The organism is Pseudomonas sp. NFR02 (genome assembly GCF_900119375.1).
Classification (GTDB): domain Bacteria; phylum Pseudomonadota; class Gammaproteobacteria; order Pseudomonadales; family Pseudomonadaceae; genus Aquipseudomonas; species Aquipseudomonas paracarnis.
Genome location: NZ_FPJJ01000001.1, coordinates 1,167,279 through 1,190,913 on the forward strand (window position 1 = coordinate 1,167,279; position 23,635 = coordinate 1,190,913).

The following is a 23,635-nucleotide window of genomic DNA, read 5'->3' on the forward strand; positions in this document are numbered from 1 at the left end:
GCGGGAACGATCCTCAGTGCAGTGCTTAACGCTTGATCGTTCCCACGCTCCGCGTGGTAACGCCGCTTGGGACGCTCTGCGTCCCCGAGTGATGCAGAGCGTCACGGAATGCATGCCCACGCGGAGCGCGGCAACGATCGATGCCGTCTTTAACGGTGAATAGCACGCTGGGTGCTGGATCGTTTGGGGGATTTGGGGTGGGTTTGATCATGGTGAAACTCCTGATTTAAGTGGAGCTGCCACCCTTTCGCCGCGACGCTATGGGGTGGTAGCCGTACGCAGGTTCGCGGACCGGAATCAGGAAACCGGCATACCCGAAGGTATCCCGCGCACAGCCACCATGAAGCCGCACAGTAGACGATAAAAAAACGCCGACTAAAAGCGGAAATGGCACTTTGCATCTGATTAAACCGGGCCGCGACGCCCGACGCTGCCTGTGCAGCGGTGTACGGAGACTAGAGATCGAGTGTCCTAGGGGCAACCTCAAAGCCTTGTAAGACGTTTCTGTTTCCCACCACCTAGATGAACGATCAACCTCAAGCCAAATTCTGCTCAGTCAGCCGCTGCACCGCCAACCGCCGATAGTGAGACGGCGTCATCCCCTTAAGCTGCTGAAACCGCCGATTAAAGTTGGAAATATTATTAAACCCCGACTCAAAGCACACATCCGTCACGGCCTTGTCCCCATCGGCCAGCAATTCACAGGACTTGCTGATGCGCAGCCGATTGACGAATTCAATAAAAGTCCGCCCGGTCGCCTGTTTGAACACCCTGGAAAAATACGTCGGCTTCATCCCCAGGTACTCCGCCACTTCTTCCAACGGCAGCTCTCGGGCGTAGTGGGCAAAGATGTAGTCCACTGCGCGGTTGGTGCGGTCGATGCTGTGTTCGTCGGCTTGCTGTGGCGTGGTGACGCCGGACAGTAACTGGTAGTCCTCACAGGCGCTCAACACCTCCAGCAAGATAAAGAAGTGCCCCAGGCGTGCCATGCCTTGGGCGTCTTCGATGCGTTGCATCAGGGTCATGGCGTTGGCGATGGTTTTTTTGCAGCGAAATTCGATGCCGTATTGCGCACGTTCAAGCAGCGGCGCCAGGCTTTTGAGTTCGGTGAAGATGTGGCTGCCGTGTTCGAACAACTCATCGGTGAAGTTCACCAGCATGTCACGCTTGGGCACCACTTCATCTTCCTCCACCTGGCTGATCCAGTTATGGGGCAGGTTGGGGCCGGTGAGGAACAGGCTTTCCGGGTAGAAGTTGCCGATGTAGTCGCCGATAAACACCTTGCCGGAGCTGGCGACGATCAGGTGCAGTTCGTATTCCTTGTGGAAGTGCCAGCGCACCAACGGGCAGGGGAAGCCATGCTGACGATAGATGATGGACAGGCCGTTGTGGTCGTCCATCAGTTCGTAGGAAGGGTCGGTGATGCGCGTTGCTCGGGTCATGCTGCCGTCGCTTTATTGTGGTCGCTGCGTAGGATAATGCCCCGTCGCGCGCGACCTCGCCAGCAGCAGTGTTTATAGGGTGCGGTTTTTGGCCTCGATCCACTGGGACATGTACTGGGTACTTTTATGCGCGTGATGGCGCAGCATGCTGCCGGTGAAGTTGTCCCGGCGATGGGCGGCGAGGCTGCTGCGGCAACGTTCCAGGCATTCCACCAAGGCGGGCCCGTGCACGTCCTGGTCATAGCGTCGGGCCAGGAGTTGGCGCCCATGCTCCTGGGCTTGAGTCCAGCGCTCGCGGTTTTGGTAAAGGGCCACGGCAGCGGCGGCCAGGGCCGGGGCGTCCTGTGCGATCTCGCCGGGCCAGGGCTGGTCATCGCCCATGGCTTCGGCGCCGATCGGGGTGGTGACATTGGGTGTGCCGCACAGCATGGCGTCCACCAACTTGCCCTTGATGCCGGCGCCAAAGCGCAGTGGCGCCAGGCAAATACGCGCCGCCGTCATGACTTGCAAGGCATCTTCGGCCCAGTTCATCACATGAAAACCCTGTGCCGGGTTGTGCAGGGCGGTGGCTTTGGGCGGGGTGTAGGCGCCGTAGATGTGCAACTGCGCGCCCGGCAACTGTTGGCGGATCAGCGGCCACAGGCTGTGCTTCATCCACAGCACTGCGTCCCAATTGGGCGCGTGGCGGAAGTTGCCGATGCTGAGGAAATGCGCACGGTCTTCAAAGGGCGCAAAGGCTGCAGTGGGCGGTTGCAGCATCAAGGGGCACCAGTGGAGCAGGGCGGCAGGCACCTTGAACTGTTCGGTGAGCAGGCGGATTTCCACGTCGGAGATCATCAGGCTGATGTCGCAGCGGTAAATCGCGGCGATTTCGCGCTTGGCCAGGTCGGTATCGGCCATGCGCTGGAATTCGTCCTCCAGCGCCGGCGCGAACAGGGCGCTGAAGTCGTCGCTGTCGGGGTTGGCTTTTACTTGTTCTTTGAAACGCTGGTGGCGGGCGTCGCGCAGGCTTTGCAGGTCGGAGGTTTCCAGCACGCGCAGGGCGTCGGGGCAGCATTGTTCTACGCGCCAGCCGAATTGCTCCTCCATCATGAAACGGTCGAACAGCACGATATCCGGGGCCAGTTCGCGAATAAAGTCGTCGAAACTGCTGTTATTCAGTTCGATGGCGCGTTCGGCGATCCCGAGTGCCGGCAAGTCGGCCTTGTGCTCGCCAATGGTGGCCGGGCTGCTGAAGGTAATGTCCCAACCTTGCGTAAGAAAGCTCTCAAGGATTTGCATCATATGCCCGCCCGCTGCCGAGGAGCGGGGCTCGGGCCAGACGTAGCCAATGACCAGGACTTTGGTGGCGGGCTGATTCATCGACGAAGGTTTCCTTGAAGGGCAGGCGCAAAGCGCGCAATTAAACCACAACCTCAGGACATGACAATTTGTGTCTGGCGGTAGGTAGCTTCGGCACTTTGTGGTTAACTTCCGCCTCTCGAATTCGTTTAACCAAACCCAGCATAAGGATTCCGTTCATGGCTCAAGTCACCCTTAAAGGCAACACGGTCCAGGTTGAAGGCCAATTGCCGAAAGTCGGCGCCAAAGCTGCAGACTTCACCCTGACCGCCGGCGATCTGTCCAACGCCACCCTGGCTACCTTTGCCGGCAAGCGCAAAGTGCTGAACATCTTCCCAAGCGTTGACACCCCAACCTGCGCCACTTCGGTGCGCAAGTTCAACGCCCAGGCCAACGATGTGGCCAACACCGTGGTGCTGTGCATCTCCTCCGACCTGCCATTCGCCCAAGCGCGTTTCTGTGGTTCCGAAGGCCTGGAAAACGTTAAGAACCTGTCGGATTTCCGCAATGCCGACTTCGCCGTCGACTATGGTGTTTCCATCGCTGACGGCCCGCTGCAGGGCCTGACCGCTCGCGCTGTCGTGGTGCTGGATGAAAACGACAACGTGCTGCACAGCGAGTTGGTCAAGGAAATCGCTGAAGAGCCAAACTACGACGCCGCCCTGGCTGTGTTGAAGTAACTGTTTCTACGTATGACTGTCGTTTGGCAGTAACACGTATGATGCATGATTGCGGCCTGGCCTAGTCCAGGCCGTTTTTATTTGAGCGTCAGCGGCTTAGCGAAATAGCCGGTGGACTAAGATCAAAAAGTTAAACGTTGTAAGCCTAAGGTAAATAGCCGGTAAAGGTGCTTTTCTAAACGCACCCCAGTGCTTATCTTTCAGCCTCCCGAAGAAGAAGCTCTCACCCCCAATGGTTGATCACTCCATGCAATCCTCCTCCCGCAACTCCCGCCGCTGGCTGTTTGGCCTGCTCGTGCTGCTGGTTATCGCCGGCCTGTGCTGGAAATTCTGGCCCAGTGGCGCGGCCCATAAAGATGCTCCGGCGGGACACACGGGCAAGACCGGCATGGCGCGCCCAGGCTTCGGTGGTTCCACCGGGCCGGTACCGGTGCGTGTGGCGCCGGCGGTGCTGGGGGAGTTTCCGGTGTACTACAAGGCCCTGGGGACGGTCACTGCACTGAACACCATTAATGTGCGCAGCCGGGTGGGCGGCGAGTTGGTCAAGATCGCCTTCGAGGAAGGGCAGATGGTCAAGGCCGGTGACCTGCTGGCAGAAATCGACCCGCGCAGCTACCAGAACGCCTTGCTCCAGGCCCAGGGCACCTTGCTGCAAAACCAGGCCCAGTTGAAGAACGCCCAGGTCGATGTACAGCGTTATCGCGACCTGTACGCCCAGGACAGTATCGCCAAGCAGACCCTGGACACCGCCGAAGCGCTGGTGTTGCAGTACCAGGGTACGGTCAAGACCAACCAGGGCGCGGTGGACGATGCCAAGCTCAACCTGGAATTCACCAAGATCCGTGCGCCCATCAGCGGCCGCGTCGGTTTGCGCCAGCTTGACGTCGGCAACCTGGTTGCGGCCAACGACACTACCGCCCTCGCGGTGATCACCCAGACCCAGCCAATCAGCGTGGCCTTCACCCTGCCGGAAAATACCCTGGAAACCGTGCTGGCCCGTTACCACGCCGGTAACAAGTTGCCCGTGGAAGCCTGGGACCGTAGCGACGTGAAAAAACAGGCGGTCGGTGTACTGCAAAGCCTGGACAACCAGATTGACGTCACCACCGGCACCCTGAAGTTCAAGGCGCGTTTCGATAACAAGGACCAGGCGCTGTTCCCCAACCAGTTCGTCAATGTGCACCTGCTGGCCGATACCTTGAAGAACGTGGTGCTGGCACCCTCTGCGGCGATTCAGTTCGGCAACAATGGCACCTTTGTCTATAAGCTCGACGGTGACAAGAAGGTCAAGGTCCAGCCGCTGGTGGTGGGGGATACCGATGGCGAAAACACCGTGATCAAAGAGGGCCTGGTCGCTGGCGACCGCGTGGTGCTGGAAGGCACCGATCGCCTCAAGGACGGTAGCGAGATCGAAGTGGTCAACGCCAGCAGCGAGGTGCCGACCACGCCGACCGAACACCTGCAAGGCAAGCCCGCAGCTAAAGGGGAGACCGGGGCAGACGCCGGCAAGGCGCAAAAGGTCGGTTCATGAACCTGTCGCGCCTGTTCATCCTTCGCCCGGTCGCCACCACGCTGAGCATGCTGGCCATTGTCCTGGCCGGCATCATTTCGTACCGCCTGCTGCCGGTATCGGCGTTGCCCCAGGTGGATTACCCGACTATCCGGGTGATGACCCTGTACCCCGGCGCCAGCCCCGACGTGATGACCAGTGCGGTCACCGCACCGCTGGAGCGTCAGTTCGGGCAGATGCCCGGGCTGACCCAGATGGCGTCCACCAGCTCCGGCGGCGCGTCGGTGCTGACCCTGCGTTTCAACCTCGACATCAATATGGATGTCGCCGAGCAACAGGTGCAGGCCGCGATCAACGCCGCCACCAACCTGTTGCCCAAGGATTTGCCGGCGCCGCCGGTATACAACAAGGTCAACCCGGCGGACACCCCGGTGCTGACCCTGGCAATTACCTCCAAGACCATGTTGCTGCCCAAGCTCAATGATTTGGTCGACACGCGCATGGCGCAGAAAATCGCGCAGATCAGCGGCGTCGGCATGGTCAGCATCGCCGGTGGCCAGCGCCAGGCCGTGCGCATCAAGGTCAACCCCGAGGCCCTGGCGGCCAATGGCTTGAACCTCTCGGACGTGCGCGCCCTGATCGCCGCCTCCAACGTCAACCAGCCCAAGGGCAACTTCGACGGCCCCACCCGCGTGTCGATGCTCGACGCCAACGACCAGTTGGTCTCGCCCGAGCAATATGCCGAACTGATCCTGGCCTACAACAATGGCGCTCCGCTGCGGCTCAAGGATGTGGCGCAGATTGTCGACGGTGCCGAAAACGAACGCCTCGCCGCCTGGGCCAATGAGAACCAGGCCGTGTTGCTCAATATCCAGCGCCAGCCGGGCGCCAACGTGATCGAGGTGGTGGACCGCATCAAGGCCCTCCTGCCGAGCATCACCGACAACCTGCCGGCCGGCCTGGACGTGACGGTGCTCACCGACCGCACCCAGACCATCCGCGCCTCGGTCAAAGACGTACAGCACGAGCTTCTGATCGCCATTGCCCTGGTGGTCATGGTGACGTTCCTGTTCCTGCGCCGGGTCAGCGCTACGATCATTCCGTCCATCGCCGTGCCGCTGTCCCTGGTGGGCACCTTTGGTGTGATGTACCTGGCCGGATTCTCCATCAATAACCTGACGCTGATGGCCCTGACCATCGCCACCGGGTTTGTGGTGGACGACGCGATCGTGATGCTGGAGAACATCTCGCGCTATATCGAGGAAGGCGAGACGCCGATGGCGGCCGCGCTCAAGGGCGCCAAGCAGATCGGTTTCACCCTGGTGTCCCTGACGCTGTCGTTGATCGCGGTGTTGATCCCTTTGCTGTTCATGGCCGACGTGGTCGGGCGGCTGTTCCGTGAGTTCGCCATCACCCTGGCAGTGGCGATCCTGATTTCCCTGGTAGTGTCCCTGACCCTCACGCCCATGATGTGCGCGCGCCTGCTCAAGCGCGAACCCAAGGAGGAAGAGCAGGGCCGCTTCTACAAAGCCAGCGGCGCCTGGATTGACTGGTTGATCGAAGCCTACGGCCGCAAGCTGCAATGGGTGCTCAAGCACCAGCCGCTGACGTTGCTGGTGGCGATCGCCACCCTGGGGCTTACGGTAGTGCTGTACCTGGTGGTGCCCAAGGGCTTTTTCCCGGTGCAGGACACCGGCGTGATCCAGGGTATTTCCGAAGCGCCGCAGTCGATTTCCTTTGCGGCGATGAGCCAACGCCAGCAGGAGTTGGCGAAGATCATCCTTGCCGACCCGGCGGTCGAGAGCCTGTCGTCCTACATTGGCGTGGACGGCGATAACGCCACCCTCAACAGCGGCCGCTTGTTGATCAATCTCAAGGCCCACGGCCAGCGCGATTTGAGCGCAGCCGAGGTGATCACCCGCCTGCAACCGCAAATCGACAAGCTGGTGGGCATCCGCCTGTTCATGCAGCCGGTGCAGGACCTCACCATCGAAGACCGCGTCAGCCGTACCCAGTACCAGTTCAGCATGTCCTCCCCGGACGCCGAGTTGCTGGCGTTGTGGAGCGGCAAGCTGGTACACGCCCTCAGCCAGTTGCCGGAACTCACCGACGTCGCCAGCGACCTTCAGGACAAAGGCTTGCAGGTGTACCTGGTGATAGACCGCGACGCGGCCTCGCGCCTGGGCGTGAGTGTCTCGACCATTACCGACGCGTTGTATGACGCCTTCGGCCAGCGCCAGATTTCCACCATCTACACCCAGGCCAGCCAGTACCGGGTGGTGTTGCAGGCCCAGTCCGGCGAAACCCTCGGCCCGGCGGCCCTCAACCAGATCCATGTGAAAACCACCGACGGTGGCCAGGTGCGGCTGTCGAGCCTGGCCCATGTGGAGCAGCGCCAGGCGCAGTTGGCGATTGCCCATATCGGCCAGTTCCCGGCGGTGATGATGTCGTTCAACCTGGCGCCCGGCGTGGCGCTGGGCAAAGGCGTGGAGCTGATCAACCAGACCCAGAAGGACATTGGCATGCCGGTGGGCGTGCAAACCCAGTTCCAGGGTGCGGCCCAGGCGTTCGAAGCCTCGTTGTCGAGCACCTTGCTGTTGATCCTGGCGGCGGTGGTCACCATGTACATCGTGCTCGGTGTGCTCTATGAGAGCTATATCCACCCGATCACCATCCTCTCGACCTTGCCATCGGCGGCGGTGGGGGCCTTGCTGGCGTTGCTGCTCAGTGGCAATGACCTGGGCATGATTGCGATCATCGGCATCATCCTGCTGATCGGTATCGTGAAAAAGAACGCGATCATGATGATCGACTTCGCCCTCGACGCCGAACGCAACCAGGGCCTGGACCCGCAGACGGCGATCTACCAGGCGGCGCTGTTGCGCTTCCGGCCAATTTTGATGACCACCCTGGCCGCGTTGTTCGGTGCGGTGCCGTTGATGCTCGCCAGCGGTTCCGGCGCCGAACTGCGCCAGCCCCTGGGCCTGGTGATGGTCGGTGGCTTGCTGGTGAGCCAGGTGTTGACGCTGTTCACCACGCCAGTGATCTACCTGTACTTCGATCGTCTTGGCCGTCGCTGGCGCAAAGAGCCGCAACGCCTGGAGCCGGTTGAGCCATGAACCTGTCCGGACCTTTCATTAGCCGGCCTGTAGCGACCATGCTGCTGAGCCTGGCGATCATGTTGCTCGGTGGCGTCAGCTTCAACTTGCTGCCGGTGTCGCCGCTGCCGCAGATCGACTTCCCGGTGATCGTGGTGTCGGCCAGCTTGCCCGGTGCCAGCCCCGAGGTGATGGCGTCCACGGTGGCCACGCCGCTGGAGCGCTCGTTCGGCGCGATTGCCGGTATCACCACCATGAGCAGTTCGTCGAGCCAGGGCTCAACCCGGGTGATTCTGGCGTTCGATTCCGACCGCGACATCAACGGGGCGGCGCGGGAAGTGCAGGCGGCCATCAACGCGTCGCGCAACCTGCTGCCCAGCGGTATGCGCAGCATGCCCACCTACAAGAAGATCAACCCGTCCCAGGCGCCGATCATGGTGCTGTCGCTGACCTCTGACGTGCTGCAGAAGGGCCAGTTGTACGACCTGGCCTCGACCATCCTGTCCCAGAGCCTGTCCCAGGTGCCGGGCGTGGGCGAAGTGCAGATCGGCGGCAGTTCGCTGCCGGCGGTGCGCATCGAGCTGGAACCCAAGGCCCTCGATCAGTACGGCGTCGCCCTGGACGATGTGCGCAACACCATCGCCAATGCCAACCAGCGCCGGCCCAAGGGCTCCTTGGAAGACAGCGAGCGCAACTGGCAGATCCAGGCCAACGACCAGCTGGAAAAAGCCAAGGATTATGAGCCCCTGCTGATTCGCTACCAGGATGGCGCCGCTCTGCGCCTCAAGGACGTGGCGAAGATCACTGATGGCGTGGAAGACCGCTACAACAGCGGCTTCTTCAACAATGATTCGGCGGTGTTGCTGGTGATCAACCGCCAGTCCGGCGCCAACATCATCGAAACCGTGCGGCAGATCAAGGCGCAGTTACCGGCGTTGCAGGCGGTGTTGCCGTCCAGCGTCAAGCTCAGCCTGGCCATGGACCGCTCGCCCGTGATTACCGCCACCCTGCATGAGGCGGAAATGACCTTGCTGATCGCTGTAGGGCTGGTGATCCTGGTGGTGTACCTGTTCCTGGGCAACTTCCGCGCTTCGTTGATCCCGACCCTGGCGGTGCCGGTATCGCTGGTGGGCACCTTCGCGGTGATGTACCTGTACGGGTTTTCTCTGAACAACTTCTCGCTGATGGCGCTGATCCTCGCCACCGGGCTGGTGGTGGACGATGCCATCGTGGTGCTGGAGAACATTTCCCGGCACATCGACGACGGCGTGCCACCGATGAAAGCTGCGTACCTGGGCGCTCAGGAAGTCGGCTTTACTTTGCTCTCGATGAACGTGTCGCTGGTGGCGGTGTTCCTGTCCATCCTGTTCATGGGCGGGATCGTCACTAACCTGTTCCGTGAGTTTTCGATCACCTTGTCGGCGGCGATCATCGTTTCGCTGATTGTCTCGCTGACCTTGACGCCCATGCTGTGCGCCCGCTGGCTCAAGCCCCACGTCAAGGATCGGCAGACCGGTTTGCAGCGCTGGAGCCAGAAGGTCAACGACCGCATGGTCGCCGGCTACGCCACCAGCCTGGACTGGGTGCTGCGCCATCGGCGCCTGACCTTGCTCAGCCTGTTGATCACCGTGGGCGTGAATATCGCGCTGTACGTGGTGGTGCCCAAAACCTTCATGCCCCAGCAGGACACCGGCCAGTTGATCGGTTTTGTGCGCGGCGACGATGGCCTGTCGTTCAGCGTGATGCAGCCGAAGATGGAGATCTTTCGCCAGGCGGTGCTCAAGGACCCGGCGGTGCTCAGCGTGGCCGGCTTTATCGGTGGCAACCAAGGCACTAACAATGCGGTGATGCTGGTACGCCTCAAGCCGATCGGCGAACGCAAAATTTCCGCCCAGGCGGTGATCGAGCGCCTGCGCAAGGAGGTGCCGCTGGTGCCGGGCGGGCGCTTGTTCCTGATGGCCGACCAGGACCTGCAGTTCGGGGGCGGCCGCGACCAGACCAGCGCGCAATATTCCTACATCCTGCAAAGCGGCGACCTGGCCGCGTTGCGCCTGTGGTACCCGAAAGTGGTTGCGGCGATGCGTGAGTTGCCGGAGCTGACCGCTATCGACGCCCGCGAAGGCCGCGGCGCGGCCCAGGTGACGTTGATTGTCGACCGCGACCAGGCCAAGCGCCTGGGCATCGACATGGACATGGTCACGGCGGTGCTCAACAACGCTTACAGCCAGCGGCAGATTTCTACCATTTACGACAGCCTCAACCAGTACCAGGTGGTGATGGAGGTCAACCCCAAATACGCCCAGGACCCGATCACCCTCAACCAGATGCAGGTGATCACTGCCGACGGCGCACGGGTGCCGTTGTCGACCATTGCCCACTATGAGAACAGTCTGGCCGACGATCGCGTCAGCCATGAAGGCCAGTTCGCTTCGGAGAATATCGCCTTCGACATGGCACCCGGGGTCACGGTGGAGCAGGGCACGGCGGCTATCGAGCGGGCGATTGCCAAAGTCGGGTTGCCCGAGGACGTGATCGCCAAGATGGCCGGTACTGCCGATGCGTTCGCCGCGACCCAGAAAGGCCAGCCGTTCATGATTCTCGGCGCGCTGGTGGCGGTGTACCTGGTGCTGGGTATTCTGTATGAAAGCTACATTCACCCGCTGACCATCCTGTCGACGCTGCCGTCGGCCGGTGTCGGCGCGTTGCTTGCGATTTACCTGCTGGGCGGCGAGTTCAGCCTGATCTCCTTGCTGGGCTTGTTCCTGTTGATCGGCGTGGTGAAGAAAAACGCGATCCTGATGATCGACCTGGCGCTGCAACTGGAGCGCAACGATGGCATGAGCCCGCTGGAGTCGATCCGCAGCGCCTGCCTGTTGCGCCTGCGGCCGATCCTGATGACCACCCTGGCCGCGATCCTCGGTGCCTTGCCGTTGCTGCTCGGCAGTGGTGATGGCGCGGAAATGCGCCACCCGTTGGGCCTGACCATTATTGGCGGCCTGGTGTTCAGCCAGATCCTGACCCTTTACACCACCCCGGTGGTTTACCTTTACCTGGACCGCGCGCGCCATCGCTTCAACGCCTGGCGCGGCGTGCGTACCGATGCTGCCCTGGACACTGCGCTATGACCGACTCAACCAACGCCCCTGCGACCTCTGTAGGAGCGAGCTTGCTCGCGAAAAAGGCCCAGACGCCGCGCTCATCCAGAATGAACGCGTTAACGTTGGCAGTCTTCGCGAGCAAGCTTGCTCCTACAGTGGGCTTGGCCATGTTGCTCAGCGCCTGCGCCATCGGCCCTGACTACAAACGCCCGGACGTCATCGAGCCGGTGCAGTTCAAGGAGGCCCAGGGCTGGCGCCAGGCCAATCCGAGCGACTCCCTGGCCCGCGGCGCCTGGTGGGAGCTGTACGGTGACCGACAACTCAATGACCTGGTGGTGCGCCTCAACGCGTCCAACCAGACCGTCGCCCAGGCCGAAGCGCGTTTTCGTCAGGCAAAGGCGCTGGTGCGCAGCTCACGCGGGGCGTTTTACCCCAGCGTTGACCTGAGCGTGGGTAAAACCCGCGCCAGCCAGGGCACCGGCAGCAGCAGCGCCAGCCTCAGCAGCTCCAGCAGTGGTATCCGCGACACCCTCAATGCCCAGTTGGGTGTGAGCTGGGAAGCCGATATCTGGGGCAAGTTGCGCCGTGGTCTGGAGGCCAACGAAGCCAGCGCCGAGGCAAGCTCGGCCGACTTGGCCGCAATGCGTCTGAGCCAGCAGTCCGAACTGGTGCAAAGCTACCTGCAACTGAGGGTCATGGACGAACAGACGCGGCTGCTGCAAGCCACGCTGGACACCTACCAGCGTTCATTGAAAATGACCGAAAACCAATACCGCGCCGGTGTGGCCGGCAAGGACGCCATTGCCCAGGCGCAAACCCAGCTCAAGACCACCCAGGCCAGCCTGATCGACTTGATCTGGCAACGCGCCCAGCTGGAAAACGCCATAGCCGTGCTGATTGGCGAAGCCCCGGCCAACTTCAATCTGGCGGTGAGCAAAGATATTCCGGCGCTACCGCAAATACCGGTGAGCCTGCCGTCCCAACTGCTGGAGCGTCGCCCCGATATTGCCTCGGCCGAACGCTCGGTGATCGCCGCCAACGCCAATATCGGCGTGGCCAAGGCGGCCTATTACCCGGACCTCAGCCTGAGCCTGCAGGGCGGCTATTCCAGCAGCACTTATGAAGATTGGATCAGCCTGCCGAACCGCTTCTGGTCGGTGGGGCCGAAACTGGCCATGACCCTGTTCGATGGCGGCCAGCGCTCGGCGGAAGTCGACCGCAGCGTGGCCAGCTATGACGAGACCGTGGCCAAGTACCGCCAGACCGTGCTGGACGGTTTCCGTGAGGTGGAAAACTACATGGTCCAGCTCAAGGTGCTCGCCGATGAGGCGGTGGTCAGCAATGAAGCGCTGGAATCGGCGCGTGAATCCTTGCGCTTGACCGAAAACCAATACAAGGCCGGGTTGATTGCCTATCTGGATGTGGTCACGGTGCAGGCAACGGCCTTGAGCAACGAGCGCACCGTGCTGACCTTGCTGCAATCGCGCCTGGTGGCGAGTGTGCAATTGATTGCAGCGTTGGGCGGAGGCTGGGACGGCCAGACCTCCCTGGCCGAAAAGGAGTAACCGGATGCGCCGCGCATCCTGGGGGAGCAAGATCAACTGTGTGGGCTTGCCCCAATGCCAGTCAGTTAAGCACAGTACCCTGTGGGAGCTGGCTTGCCTGCGATAGCGTTAGTGCAGTAGTAGTTGCGGTGACTGACACACCGCCTTCGCGGGCAAGCCCGCTCCCACAGGGGATCTGCGCAGGCCACATTTTGATGTCCATGACGTCGTTGAAAACAGCCTGGCGAAGCCATCCGATTGACGCCAAAAACTCACTAATGGCCAACTGATTAATTAATCACCTGCCTCGGATTCATACTCGCTACAATCGCCCGCTTTGCCACCCGGCACGGGCTTTTTCGCCCCGTCGCCAGCGAGAAAACCTATGTTGATCGGTAGCTATTCAACCTCCCTTGTCGTGATTTCCCTGTGCGTGGCCATCCTGGCGTCCTACACGGCCTTGGACCTGGCCGGGCGTATCGCGACCGCCAAGGGGCGGGCTGTATACCTATGGATCACTGGCGGCGCAGTGGCGATGGGCGTGGGCATCTGGTCCATGCACTTTATCGGGATGTTGGCCCTGCGCCTGCCGTTTGCCCTCGGGTTTGAGGTAGGCATTACCCTGTTTTCGCTGTTGATCGCCGTGCTATCCAGTGGTTTCGCGTTATGGCTGGTCAGCCAGCCACGCTTGCCGGTCTGGCAACTGGCATTCGGGGCGTTGGTAATGGGCGCTGGAATTGCCAGCATGCATTACACCGGCATGGCCGCGATGCGCATGACACCCGGCATTGATTACGACCCGACCTTATTTGGCGCTTCGTTGGTGATCGCGGTGGTGGCTTCCGGCGCCGCCCTGTGGATCGCCTTCAACCTGCGGCGCAACACACCTTATGTGCGGCTGGCACGGGGTGGCGCCGCCGTCGTGATGGGCGTGGCCATCGTGGGGATGCACTACACCGGGATGGCTGCGGCGCGCTTTGCCGATGGCAGCTTCTGCGGCGCCGCATTGACCGGCCTGAGCGGCAAGGGCCTGGATAACCTGGTCTTGGTCACTTCGCTGGCGGTGCTGGTCATTGCGCTCTTGACCTCGGTGCTGGATGCGCGCCTGGAAGCGCGCACCGCCGTACTCGCCGATTCCCTGACCCTGGCCAATCAGGAACTTACTCACCTGGCCCTGCATGACATGCTCACCGGCCTGCCCAATCGCACGTTGTTGGCTGATCGCATTCAACAAGGCATCCAGGCGGTGAACGAGCGGGGCGGTTGCTTTGCCTTGATGTTTATCGACCTGGATGGCTTCAAGCCGGTCAACGATGCCTTTGGTCATCACTTGGGCGACCAGTTACTGCGCGAGGTCGGCTTGCGCTTGCGTGAGGACTTGCGCAGCCAGGACACCCTGGCCCGTATCGGCGGCGATGAGTTCGTATTGCTGGTGCAACTCACCCAGCCCGACGATGCCATGGGCTTGGCCGAGCGCCAGGTGAGCCTGATCAACCGCACCTTCACGGTGGCCGAGCATGAGTTGCAGATCTCAGCCAGCGTCGGTATCGCCATGTTCCCCGGTAACGGTAATAGTCCTCAGGAACTGCTGATGAACGCCGACGCGGCGATGTATCACGCCAAGGGCATGGGCAAGAACGGCTACAGCTTCTTCGATGTGTCGATGAACACCAATGCGCGCAAACAACTGCAATTGCTGCAGGACCTGCGCAATGCCCTGGAGCAGGGGCAATTTCGTTTGCACTACCAACCCAAGTTCGACGCCGTCAGCGGTCTTGCCGTGGGGGCCGAGGCGCTGTTGCGCTGGGAGCATCCGCAACAAGGCTTGTTGATGCCCGCTACGTTTATTGCACTGGCGGAGAAAACCGGGCTGATCATCCCCATCGGCGAATGGGTACTCGATGAAGCTTGTCGCCAGATGAGCCTGTGGTACGCACAGGGTTATGAGCACTGGCGCATTGCCGTAAACCTCTCGGCGTTGCAGTTCTGCCACGCCGGGTTGGTCAACAGCGTAGCGGCCGCGCTGGAGCGTCACCAATTACCGGCCAACAGCCTCACGCTGGAGATCACCGAGACCACCGCCATGAGCGATGCCGACGCGAGCATGAAGGTATTGCAGCAACTGTCGGACATGGGTGTGGACCTGTCTATCGATGACTTTGGCACCGGGTACTCCAGCCTCATGTACCTCAAGCGCCTGCCGGCCAATGAGTTGAAGATCGACCGCGGCTTTGTACGTGACCTGGAACACGACAGCGACGACGCCGCCATCGTCTCGGCCATCGTGGCCCTCGGCCAGGCTCTGGACTTACGGATTGTCGCCGAAGGCGTGGAAACCGATGCGCAGCAAAATTTCCTTACCCGCCTGGGGTGTGATTCCTTGCAAGGCTATCTGTTGGGGCATCCATTGCCGGCCGACAGCTTCATGACCAATATCCGCAGTGCCGAACAGGCAGCAGTGCCTGACAAACGCCCAGAGTGACGGGTATTCTTGGATCCAACCCTAAACATCAGGTTGAATCAGGAGACCGCAGCCATGGACAAAGTCGTCATCATCACCGGGGGCAGCCGAGGGATTGGCGCCGAGACGGCCTTGCTGGCCGCTCGCGAAGGTTATCGCATCTGCATTAATTATCAGTCGGACGAGAAGGCTGCCCATGCTGTGCTTGAACAAGTGCGCGGCCTCGGAGCACAGGCCATCGCGGTGCGCGCCGATGTCAGCATCGAAGATGAGGTGATTGCGCTGTTCAATCGTGTGGATGCCGAATTGGGGCGTGTCACTGCGCTGGTCAATAATGCCGGTACCGTGGGGCAAAAATCGCGGGTCGACGAGATGTCCGAGTTTCGTATCCTCAAAATCCTCAAGACCAATGTGCTGGGCCCGATTCTGTGTGCCAAGCACGCGGTGTTACGCATGTCGCCCCGGCATGGCGGGCAGGGCGGCAGTATCGTCAACGTGTCCTCGGTGGCGGCGCGGCTGGGCTCGCCGGGTGAGTATGTCGACTACGCCGCCTCCAAGGGCGCGCTGGATACCTTTACCCTGGGGTTGTCGAAGGAGGTGGCGGGCGAGGGCATTCGCGTCAACGCCGTGCGCCCAGGCTATATCTTTACCGATTTCCATGCCCTGAGCGGCGACCCGGACCGAGTCAGCAAGCTGGAGTCCGGCATCCCGATGGCGCGCGGCGGGCGTCCGGATGAAGTGGCGGAGGCGATTATCTGGTTACTGTCGGACAAGGCATCGTATTCCACCGGAACGTTTATCGACTTGGGGGGCGGCCGTTAAAACGATCGCACAATCCGCCCTAATGTCTCCATGGCCTTTTCCGATGCCTCGTTCCACGGGCTGCCATAGTTCAAGCGTATGCAGTTTCTGAACCGCTGAGTTGCGGAAAAGATCGGTCCCGGGGCAATGCTGATGCCCTGGGCCAAGGCCATCTGGAACAACTTCAGCGAGTCGGTCTGCTCCGGCAATTCCAACCACAGGAAATAGCCCCCCGCCGGCTGGCTGACCCGTGTCTGGGCCGGGAAGTAGCGAGCGATAGCCGCGAGCATGGCGCTTTGCTGTTCTTCCAGGGCGTAGCGCAGTTTGCGCAGGTGGCGGTCATAGCCGCCGTGTTGCAGGTAGTCGGCAATTGCCGCCTGGGCCGGCATCGACGGGCATAACGAGGTCATCAACTTGAGCCGCTCGACCTTCTGTGCAAAGCGCCCGGCGGCGACCCAGCCCACTCGGTAACCCGGCGCCAGGCTCTTGGCAAAGGAGCCGCAATGCATCACCAGCCCTTCGGTATCGAAGGCCTTGGCCGGCTTAGGCGCTTGTTGCCCGTAGTACAGCTCGGCGTAGACGTCATCTTCGATCAGCGGCACTTGATGGCTGCGCAGCAGTTCCACCAGCGCCTGTTTTTTCTCTTCAGGCAGCGTAGCGCCCATGGGGTTCTGGAAGCTGGTCATGGTCCAGCAGGCCTTGATCGGATAGCGCTCAAGGCTTTGGGCCAGGGCGTTCAGGTCAATACCGTCGCGCGGGTGCACCGGGATCTCCACGGCCTTGAGCTTCAGGCGTTCAAGCACTTGCAAACACGCGTAGAACGCCGGCGCCTCGATGGCCACCAGGTCGCCCGGTTCGGTCACGGCCTGCAGGCACAGGTTCAACGCTTCGAGAGCACCGTTGGAGATCAACAGCTCCTCCATCGGCAGCATCAGGCCACCGACCATATAGCGCAGGGCAATCTGCCGGCGCAGTTGCGGGTTGCCCGGCGACATGTCGGTGACCACCAAGCGTGGGTCCATTTCGCGGCTGGCGCTGGCCAGGGAACGGGCCAGGCGCGGCAGCGGGAACAGCATGGGGCAGGGGAAGGCCGAGCCGAAGGGCACGGTGTTGGGGTCTTTGATGGAGTCCAGTACCGAGAACACCAGCTCACTCACGCCCACCTCGGTGGACTCATGCACCTGCTCACTCACCACCGGTTCGGAAAACGGGCTGGGCGCATGGGTGTTGACGAAGTAGCCAGAGCGGGGGCGTGCGCGAATCAGACCACGACGCTCCAGCAGGTAGTAGGCCTGGAACACGGTGGACGGGCTGACGCCGTAGGCCTGGCTGGCATAGCGCACCGATGGCACGCGCTGGCCGGGGCCGAGGACGCCGGAGCGGATCAGTTCTGCGATGTCGTCGGCAAATTTTTCGTAGCGTTTCATGGCGGCCTAATTAGCTTTTTGAATGTGTACGCAGGGCAAATTGTAGGCGCTGGCTTGCCTGCGAAGGCGGTGTGTCAGTCACTGCATCTGTTACTGCTCTACCGCTTTCGCAGGCAAGCCAGCTCCCACATTTGATCTCTGTTGTTGATGAAGTATCAGCGATTCAAGGGCGCTACGAAGCGGCTGTCAGCAGCGGTATAGATCCAAGGTTCATCCACATCAGTGACTTTAAAACGTAAGGTTTGAGAGCTGCTGGCCGGTGTGTCCGCCAGCAATGCTACCGACACCGGTATATCGACAATTTCCCCGGCAGCCAGGCTGACCTGGGTCTTGCCTTGCAACTGGAACCCCTCGGCATCCACCAGTTCCAGGCGGTATTCCTGGCGCTGCTGGGTTTTGTTGATCACCTTGAGGCTGTAGATGTTTTCGATCAAACCCAGGCTGTTTTCGCGGAACATGCCACGGTCTTTGGTCACATCCAGCGACACCATCGGCCGTTCAATCAGGGCCACCACCAGTGCCGCGAGCATCACCACCAGCACGGCACTGTAGCCGATCAGGCGTGGCCGCAGCAGATGAGTCTTGCCACCCTGCAATTGGTGCTCACTGGTATAACTGACCAAGCCACGGGCATAGCCCATTTTGTCCATGATCGAATCGCAGGCGTCGATGCAGGCTGCGCAGCCGATGCATTCCATCTGCAGGCCGTCGCGGATATCGATGCCCGTGGGGCATACCTGCACGCATAGCTGGCAATCGATGCAGTCACCGAGGCCAACCTGCGCTGGCGGCACGTCACGTTTACGCGGGCCACGGTGCTCGCCGCGGGCGGCGTCGTAGGAAATAGTCAGGGTGTCTTTATCAAACATCACGCTCTGGAAGCGTGCATAGGGGCACATGTGCATGCATACGGCTTCGCGTAGCCAGCCGGCATTGATGTAAGTGGCCCCCGTGAAAAACAATACCCAAAACAGGCTCACACCGCCCATCTGCCACGTCAGCAGTTCGGCGGCCAAGGGGCGGATGGGGGTGAAGTAGCCCACAAACGTCAGCCCGGTCAACACACTGATACCCAGCCACAACGTATGTTTGGCCGAGCGCCGTGCCAGCTTATTCAGGCTCCAGGGTGCCGCCTGCAGTTTGATACGTTGGTTGCGTTCACCCTCGGTCACCTTCTCGCACCACATGAACAGCCAGGTAAACGAGCTTTGCGGGCAGGTGTAGCCGCACCAGACGCGGCCGGCAAACACCGTGATCGCGAAGAGGCCAAAGGCACAAATGATCAACAGCGCCGAGAGCAGGATGAAATCCTGGGGCCAGAACGTGGCGCCAAAAATGTGGAACTTGCTCTCGGCCAAGTCCCACAGTACGGCTTGGCGCCCGCCCCAGTTCAGCCACACAGTGCCAAAAAAAGCCAGGAACAGCAGGCCGGCACCGCCCACGCGCAAGGTGCGGAACACACCGGTAAAACTGCGGGTATGGATCAGGTTGTCGCTGGATTTGGCCTTCACCTTCTTTGGGTGAATGGGCTCAAAGGTTTCCACGGTTGGGATTCGTTCGCTCATGGTCGTTCGCTCATCAGCCTCCATCAGGCCGATGAACTATGGGCGACAGGCTGTTTACATAACAGACTCAGGTGTAAGGATAAAAAGCGGATCAGATAGGCTTGGTGCGTTCTGTGCGTCAATGTGCTGCACCCCGAGCGCATAGGGGTGCAGGCGTTCATAGGGTTCGATGATACAGATCAATCAAATCACCGAACCAGGCTCTTGCGCCTTTACATGGTTACGGCCATCCGTGGCCCCTTCAACCGTCAGCGCGTCGGCTTCGGCTTCAGTGATATAGATCCGCTCGCCCGCCAAGTCCACATAGGACATGGCTTTGTCATTGTCGGTAAGGACCTTCACGCGGGTGGCTGGCAGGCTTTGTTCCTGGCCGTCCACGTCGAGCGTGAAGTAGCACAAATGGTTTTCGATGCGCAGGGGCATGGCGATCTCCTTTCTATGGGCTCTATCACTTTAGGCGACCCCTATGACGAGGGGTTCCAGGCAACTGACTGGCGGTCTGCGCTGTCCATCCTTTATCTATCCATACTAAAAGGAGCGCATCCATGGACGCCTGGTGGCATCAAGTGTGGCAAACCCTGCAAGCCGAATTCGCGGACATCGGCGATGCCCGGCAACTCACCCAAGTGACGGTGCGCCTGCTGATCGCCGCGATCCTGGGCGGCATCCTGGGTTTTGAGCGTGAGCACAAGGGCAAGGCGGCTGGCGTGCGCACCCATATGCTGGTTGCGCTTGGTGCGGCGCTGTTCGTGCTGGTGCCGCAGATGTCCGGCAACCAGGCGGACGCCATGAGCCGTGTGGTTCAGGGGGTGATTGCGGGCATCGGCTTCCTTGGCGCTGGCACCATCCTCAAGGGCAAGGAAGATGAGGAGGGCCAGCATGTGAAGGGCCTGACCACGGCGGCCGGGTTGTGGATGACCGCCGCCATTGGTGTGGCGGCGGGGATGGGGCGTGAATCGACGGCAGTACTCAGTACACTGCTGGCCCTGGCGGTGTTCAGCATCATGCCGAGAATCGTCAGATTGTTGGAAAAGTGATCCTGAGTCATACCGCGGATCAAGTCACGATGTTGCTTTGGCGTACCTCACCAAATACCTTGAGCAAAAAGGGGGCTTTGCCCGGCGCATCGGCGATGACAATAACGCTGGTGTTGGCGCTGGGCGAGTGATGGATCTGCATTTCACCGATTGCCTCTGGAAACCGATCGACCGGCCGCAGCGACGTGTTCAGCTGCCGCTGGATGCCGGACAGGTCCAGTTTATCTCCCGATTTGAAATTGCGGATCTCGCTGGGGGCCTTCAGGGTAGATTCACTGGTGGCGTTGAAACTGTAGGTTGCAGCGCGAGTGTCGGCAGGCGATGAGTCCTGCGTTTCAGGCGCCGCCGATTGGTCGAGCTTTTCGTCGCTCAGGGACGAAGCTGCATCCGTGAGGGCTTTGGACTTGGTCTCCATTGCAGAAAAATTTTTGCTCAGAGCACCCAGTTCTTCGAGCCAATTTTTGTGATGGTCAACGGTGTTCCAGATGTCGCCGTCGAACGCGGCGGTAATGATTTCCAGAAGTTTGAGCCTCATTTTATCGGCCGCCTCATTGATCACCTGGTGCTTGGCAGACTCCAGGTTTGAATCAATATTTTTTTTGTCGAGCTTGTCCCTGATCTCTCGAAGTGTTTCGCGGTTTTTTTTCGCGTTGGCGCCCCTCGACATTAATTTGACATTCTCTGGGGTCAATGTGGTGTTGAACTGCTCAGTGATTGCGCGAGATTTCGGCGAGCTTGGATTGCGTTGTATCTCCTTGATGGTGTCTGGGGTCAATGCCGTATTCAGGTCGTCCAACTTATTCTTCGCCTCTACCTCCGACATAGAAGGTGAGGTGTTGGACTTCGTCGTTGGCGACAGGGGGGTATGGGGTGAGCGGTCAGGCGCCTTAGGGGAGGAGGACCAGTTCGGGCCGGCCTTGAGCAACGTATTTATTCGCTCGGGCGTCAGCGCCTGTTGATTGGAGACGGGATTGGAGGATGTGGGTGTTGTGACTGGAGCAGTGGGCGTTGATGGGGAGGCGATAGTCGACATGGGTCTACTCGTGATAAATGGGCTAAAGGCCAGGTGAAAAAAAGGCTGAGCATTCACGCGAGATCAATATAAAAAGGAACAGTAAAACGAACATTCAGCCTTGACGTGGAACTTCGTAGGACTCCTCGTTTTTTTGTGTGCTCGAACACCAGTACGTCTAGGTGTTCGAGCAGGCCGTGTTCTTGCTCTGATGATTTAGACGATCACCGGAGGCAGGGTCGTCGGCGGCTCTTGCACGGGCGGTGGGTCGTTTTCCGGCGGCTCTCTCTCTGGAATGGGCGCCGGTTCACTGGGCGGCGTCGGTAGTGGCGGAGTGTCGATATTCGGATCTTCAGGTTCAGGTGGTATCGGGATATTCATCGGTGTGGCCTCCTTTGTGCTTTGCTCTAGCGGTGGACCGCTGCCTGGGGCAATTGATTCCCTGCCCAGCGGCGGCATATCCACCTGAACTTTTGCGGCGCGCCCAGGCTCGGACCTTATACGGCCACGCTCAGGGAAAGCGTCGCCGCCTTTGAATTCGGATCAAGCCAAGAGCGTCCACAGGGCGTAAGGGGAAGATGCTCGATGATTGCTGAAACACTGGCTCCAGAAGGCTCGATACTGCCGCTGTCGCAAGCGCTGTTGTTACCCAGGATCGCTATCGAAAGCACCATGCCGGTGATCGACAATGGTGAGTTCGCCGTCAAGGCTGTGGTCGGCCAGCGTGTCAATGTCACCAGCAAAGTGTTCGCTGATGGCCACGACAAGCTGGCGGTGCTGATCCGCTGGCGCGTGCTGGAGGAAGAAAGCTGGCACAGCGTGGTCATGACCGATGTCGGCAACGATGGCTGGGAAGGCGCGTTCACCGTCGCCCAACTCGGGCCGCATGAGTACTGCATCGAGGCATGGATCGATACCTTCGCCAGCTTCTGCTATGAATTGCGCAAGAAACATGAGGCCGGGGTGCCGGTCAGCCTTGAATTGCAGGAAGGCCGCAGCCTGGTGTTGCAGGCTGCCGAGCGCAGTGACAACGAATTGCGCGACCGTTTGATGGTGTTGCACCACGAACTGTCGGGCCTGCTGGAAACCGAGCAGGTGGCGTTGTTCCTGCACGAAGACAGTGCACACCTGATGACCCAGGCCGATCATCGCGCGTATCTGAGCATCAGCCCCGCCTACCCAATTGACGTAGAGCGTGAGGCGGCGCAGTTCGCCAGTTGGTATGAGCTGTTTCCCCGCTCGATCACCGATGATCCGGCCCGCCACGGTACATTCAACGACGTGCACTCGCGCTTGTCGATGATCCACGACATGGGTTTTGACGTGCTGTACTTCCCGCCGATCCATCCTATCGGCCGCAGCCACCGCAAGGGCAAGAACAACTCACTCACCGCAGGCCCCGATGATCCGGGCAGTCCGTATGCCATCGGCAGCGCGGAGGGCGGGCATGAGGCGATTCACCCGCAACTGGGCAGCCGTGAGGATTTCCGTCGCTTGGTCAAGGCCGCTGCCGACCACGGCCTGGAAATTGCCCTGGACTTCGCCATCCAGTGCTCCCAGGACCACCCATGGCTTGAACAGCACCCTGGCTGGTTCAACTGGCGCCCCGACGGCACGATTAAGTACGCCGAGAACCCGCCGAAAAAGTATCAGGACATCGTCAACGTCGATTTCTATGCGGCGGATGCGATACCGGGCTTATGGACAGAACTGCGCGACATTGTGGTGGGCTGGGTGGAAGAGGGCGTGAAGACCTTTCGCGTCGACAACCCGCACACCAAGCCGCTGCCGTTCTGGCAATGGCTGATCAGCGACGTGCGTGCCAAGTACCCGGAGGTGATCTTCCTCGCCGAAGCTTTCACCACCCCGGCAATGATGGCGCGCCTGGGCAAGGTCGGCTATTCCCAGAGCTATACCTACTTTACGTGGCGCAACACCAAGGCTGAACTGAGCGAGTACCTCACTCAACTGAACCAATCGCCCTGGCGTGAGTGCTACCGCCCGAACTTCTTCGTCAATACGCCGGACATCAACCCGGGTTTCCTGCATGACTCCGGCCGCGCAGGCTTCCTGATCCGCGCTGCGCTGGCCACGATGGGCTCGGGCCTGTGGGGGATGTATTCAGGCTTTGAGTTGTGTGAGTCGGCGCCCGTGCCAGGCAAAGAAGAATACCTCGACTCCGAGAAGTACGAGATCCGCCCCCGCGACTTTACCGCCCCCGGCAACATCATCGCCGAGATCGCCCAGCTCAACCGCATCCGCCGCCAGAACCCGGCGTTGCACACGCACCTGGGGCTCAAGCTCTACAACGCCTGGAACGACAACATCCTGTACTTCGGCAAGCGCAGCGAGGACGGCAGCAATTTCATTCTGGTCGCCGTCAACCTCGACCCGCACAACGCCCAGGAAGCCCACTTTGAATTGCCGCTGTGGGAGATGGGCTTGCCCGACGATGCCCAGACCCAGGGCGAAGACTTGATGAACGGCCATCGCTGGACCTGGTACGGCAAGACCCAATGGACCCGGCTGGAGCCGCAGATGCCGTTCGGGATATGGCGCATCAGCACCCCCTGAGTGCTCGTTCCCACGCTCTGGTGGGAATGCCTCGCTTGACGCTCT

General features: G+C 60.7%; 16 protein-coding genes. 9 read left to right on the forward strand and 7 right to left on the reverse strand.

The annotated features are described in order from the left end of the window. Nucleotides 1-536 precede the first annotated feature (536 nt). Both BT199_RS05465 and BT199_RS05470 read right to left on the reverse strand, forming a co-directional pair. Nucleotides 537-1,442 (reverse strand): AraC family transcriptional regulator, encoded by a 906-nt coding sequence (locus BT199_RS05465; protein ID WP_014718698.1) that lies wholly within the window; start codon nt 1,440-1,442, stop codon nt 537-539. A 72-nt stretch (nt 1,443-1,514) separates the two neighbouring features. After that, nucleotides 1,515-2,804, reverse strand: a complete 1,290-nt coding sequence (locus tag BT199_RS05470) for a glycosyltransferase (protein ID WP_072434086.1) — start codon at nt 2,802-2,804, stop codon at nt 1,515-1,517. Between the two features lie 158 nt (nt 2,805-2,962). On the opposite strand from BT199_RS05470, the gene tpx reads away from it, so the two are divergent. The 7 genes from tpx to BT199_RS05505 all read left to right on the forward strand — a co-directional run bounded on the left by tpx (nt 2,963) and on the right by BT199_RS05505 (nt 15,996). Beyond that, nucleotides 2,963-3,463: a thiol peroxidase gene (gene tpx / locus BT199_RS05475; protein WP_072434087.1), complete on the forward strand. Its 501-nt coding sequence runs from the start codon at nt 2,963-2,965 to the stop codon at nt 3,461-3,463. A 232-nt stretch (nt 3,464-3,695) separates the two neighbouring features. Continuing rightward, nucleotides 3,696-4,994, forward strand: a complete 1,299-nt coding sequence (locus BT199_RS05480; protein ID WP_014718695.1) for an MdtA/MuxA family multidrug efflux RND transporter periplasmic adaptor subunit — start codon at nt 3,696-3,698, stop codon at nt 4,992-4,994. Further along, entirely contained in the window at nt 4,991-8,092 is a 3,102-nt protein-coding gene (locus BT199_RS05485) for an MdtB/MuxB family multidrug efflux RND transporter permease subunit (RefSeq protein WP_014718694.1), read from the forward strand. The genes BT199_RS05480 and BT199_RS05485 overlap by 4 nt, the downstream gene beginning before the upstream one ends. Continuing rightward, the gene (locus BT199_RS05490; protein ID WP_072434088.1) at nt 8,089-11,196 is read left to right on the forward strand and encodes an efflux RND transporter permease subunit; all 3,108 of its coding nucleotides are present in this window, start codon (nt 8,089-8,091) and stop codon (nt 11,194-11,196) included. Before BT199_RS05485 ends, BT199_RS05490 begins: the two co-directional genes overlap by 4 nt. Further along, nucleotides 11,193-12,734: an efflux transporter outer membrane subunit gene (locus tag BT199_RS05495; protein ID WP_081088325.1), complete on the forward strand. Its 1,542-nt coding sequence runs from the start codon at nt 11,193-11,195 to the stop codon at nt 12,732-12,734. The genes BT199_RS05490 and BT199_RS05495 overlap by 4 nt, the downstream gene beginning before the upstream one ends. A 364-nt stretch (nt 12,735-13,098) precedes the next feature. Next, a complete protein-coding gene (locus BT199_RS05500; protein ID WP_038450352.1) occupies nt 13,099-15,195 on the forward strand; it encodes a putative bifunctional diguanylate cyclase/phosphodiesterase in 2,097 nt (698 codons plus the stop codon). 54 nt (nt 15,196-15,249) lie between these two features. Continuing rightward, nucleotides 15,250-15,996, forward strand: a complete 747-nt coding sequence (locus BT199_RS05505) for an SDR family oxidoreductase (RefSeq protein WP_014718690.1) — start codon at nt 15,250-15,252, stop codon at nt 15,994-15,996. Here the strand turns inward: BT199_RS05505 and mapR are convergent. The 3 genes from mapR to BT199_RS05520 all read right to left on the reverse strand — a co-directional run bounded on the left by mapR (nt 15,993) and on the right by BT199_RS05520 (nt 19,390). Further along, a complete protein-coding gene (gene mapR, locus BT199_RS05510; RefSeq protein ID WP_072434089.1) occupies nt 15,993-17,402 on the reverse strand; it encodes a GntR family transcriptional regulator MpaR in 1,410 nt (469 codons plus the stop codon). The genes BT199_RS05505 and mapR overlap by 4 nt on opposite strands. 155 nt (nt 17,403-17,557) lie before the next feature. After that, nucleotides 17,558-18,967 carry a cytochrome c oxidase accessory protein CcoG gene (gene ccoG / locus BT199_RS05515; protein ID WP_032901679.1) on the reverse strand — a complete coding sequence of 470 codons (1,410 nt, stop codon included), beginning with the start codon at nt 18,965-18,967 and terminating at the stop codon, nt 17,558-17,560. A gap of 183 nt (nt 18,968-19,150) precedes the next feature. After that, nucleotides 19,151-19,390 (reverse strand): DUF3203 family protein, encoded by a 240-nt coding sequence (locus tag BT199_RS05520; RefSeq protein WP_072434090.1) that lies wholly within the window; start codon nt 19,388-19,390, stop codon nt 19,151-19,153. A 122-nt stretch (nt 19,391-19,512) separates the two neighbouring features. Between BT199_RS05520 and BT199_RS05525 the strand changes: the two genes are divergently transcribed. Further along, complete coding sequence (locus BT199_RS05525; RefSeq protein ID WP_014718686.1) at nt 19,513-20,004, forward strand: MgtC/SapB family protein; 492 nt, start codon at nt 19,513-19,515, stop codon at nt 20,002-20,004. Nucleotides 20,005-20,023: 19 nt separating this feature from the next. On the opposite strand, the gene BT199_RS27370 is transcribed toward BT199_RS05525, so the two are convergent. Next, nucleotides 20,024-21,037 carry a M10 family metallopeptidase C-terminal domain-containing protein gene (locus tag BT199_RS27370; RefSeq protein ID WP_256575930.1) on the reverse strand — a complete coding sequence of 338 codons (1,014 nt, stop codon included), beginning with the start codon at nt 21,035-21,037 and terminating at the stop codon, nt 20,024-20,026. Nucleotides 21,038-21,232: 195 nt separating this feature from the next. After that, nucleotides 21,233-21,397 (reverse strand): hypothetical protein, encoded by a 165-nt coding sequence (locus BT199_RS27205; RefSeq protein WP_165835081.1) that lies wholly within the window; start codon nt 21,395-21,397, stop codon nt 21,233-21,235. Between the two features lie 204 nt (nt 21,398-21,601). Here BT199_RS27205 and BT199_RS05540 point away from each other — a divergent pair, with 204 nt between their 5' ends. Next, a complete protein-coding gene (locus tag BT199_RS05540; protein ID WP_019816874.1) occupies nt 21,602-23,590 on the forward strand; it encodes an alpha-1,4-glucan--maltose-1-phosphate maltosyltransferase in 1,989 nt (662 codons plus the stop codon). Nucleotides 23,591-23,635: the final 45 nt, after the last annotated feature.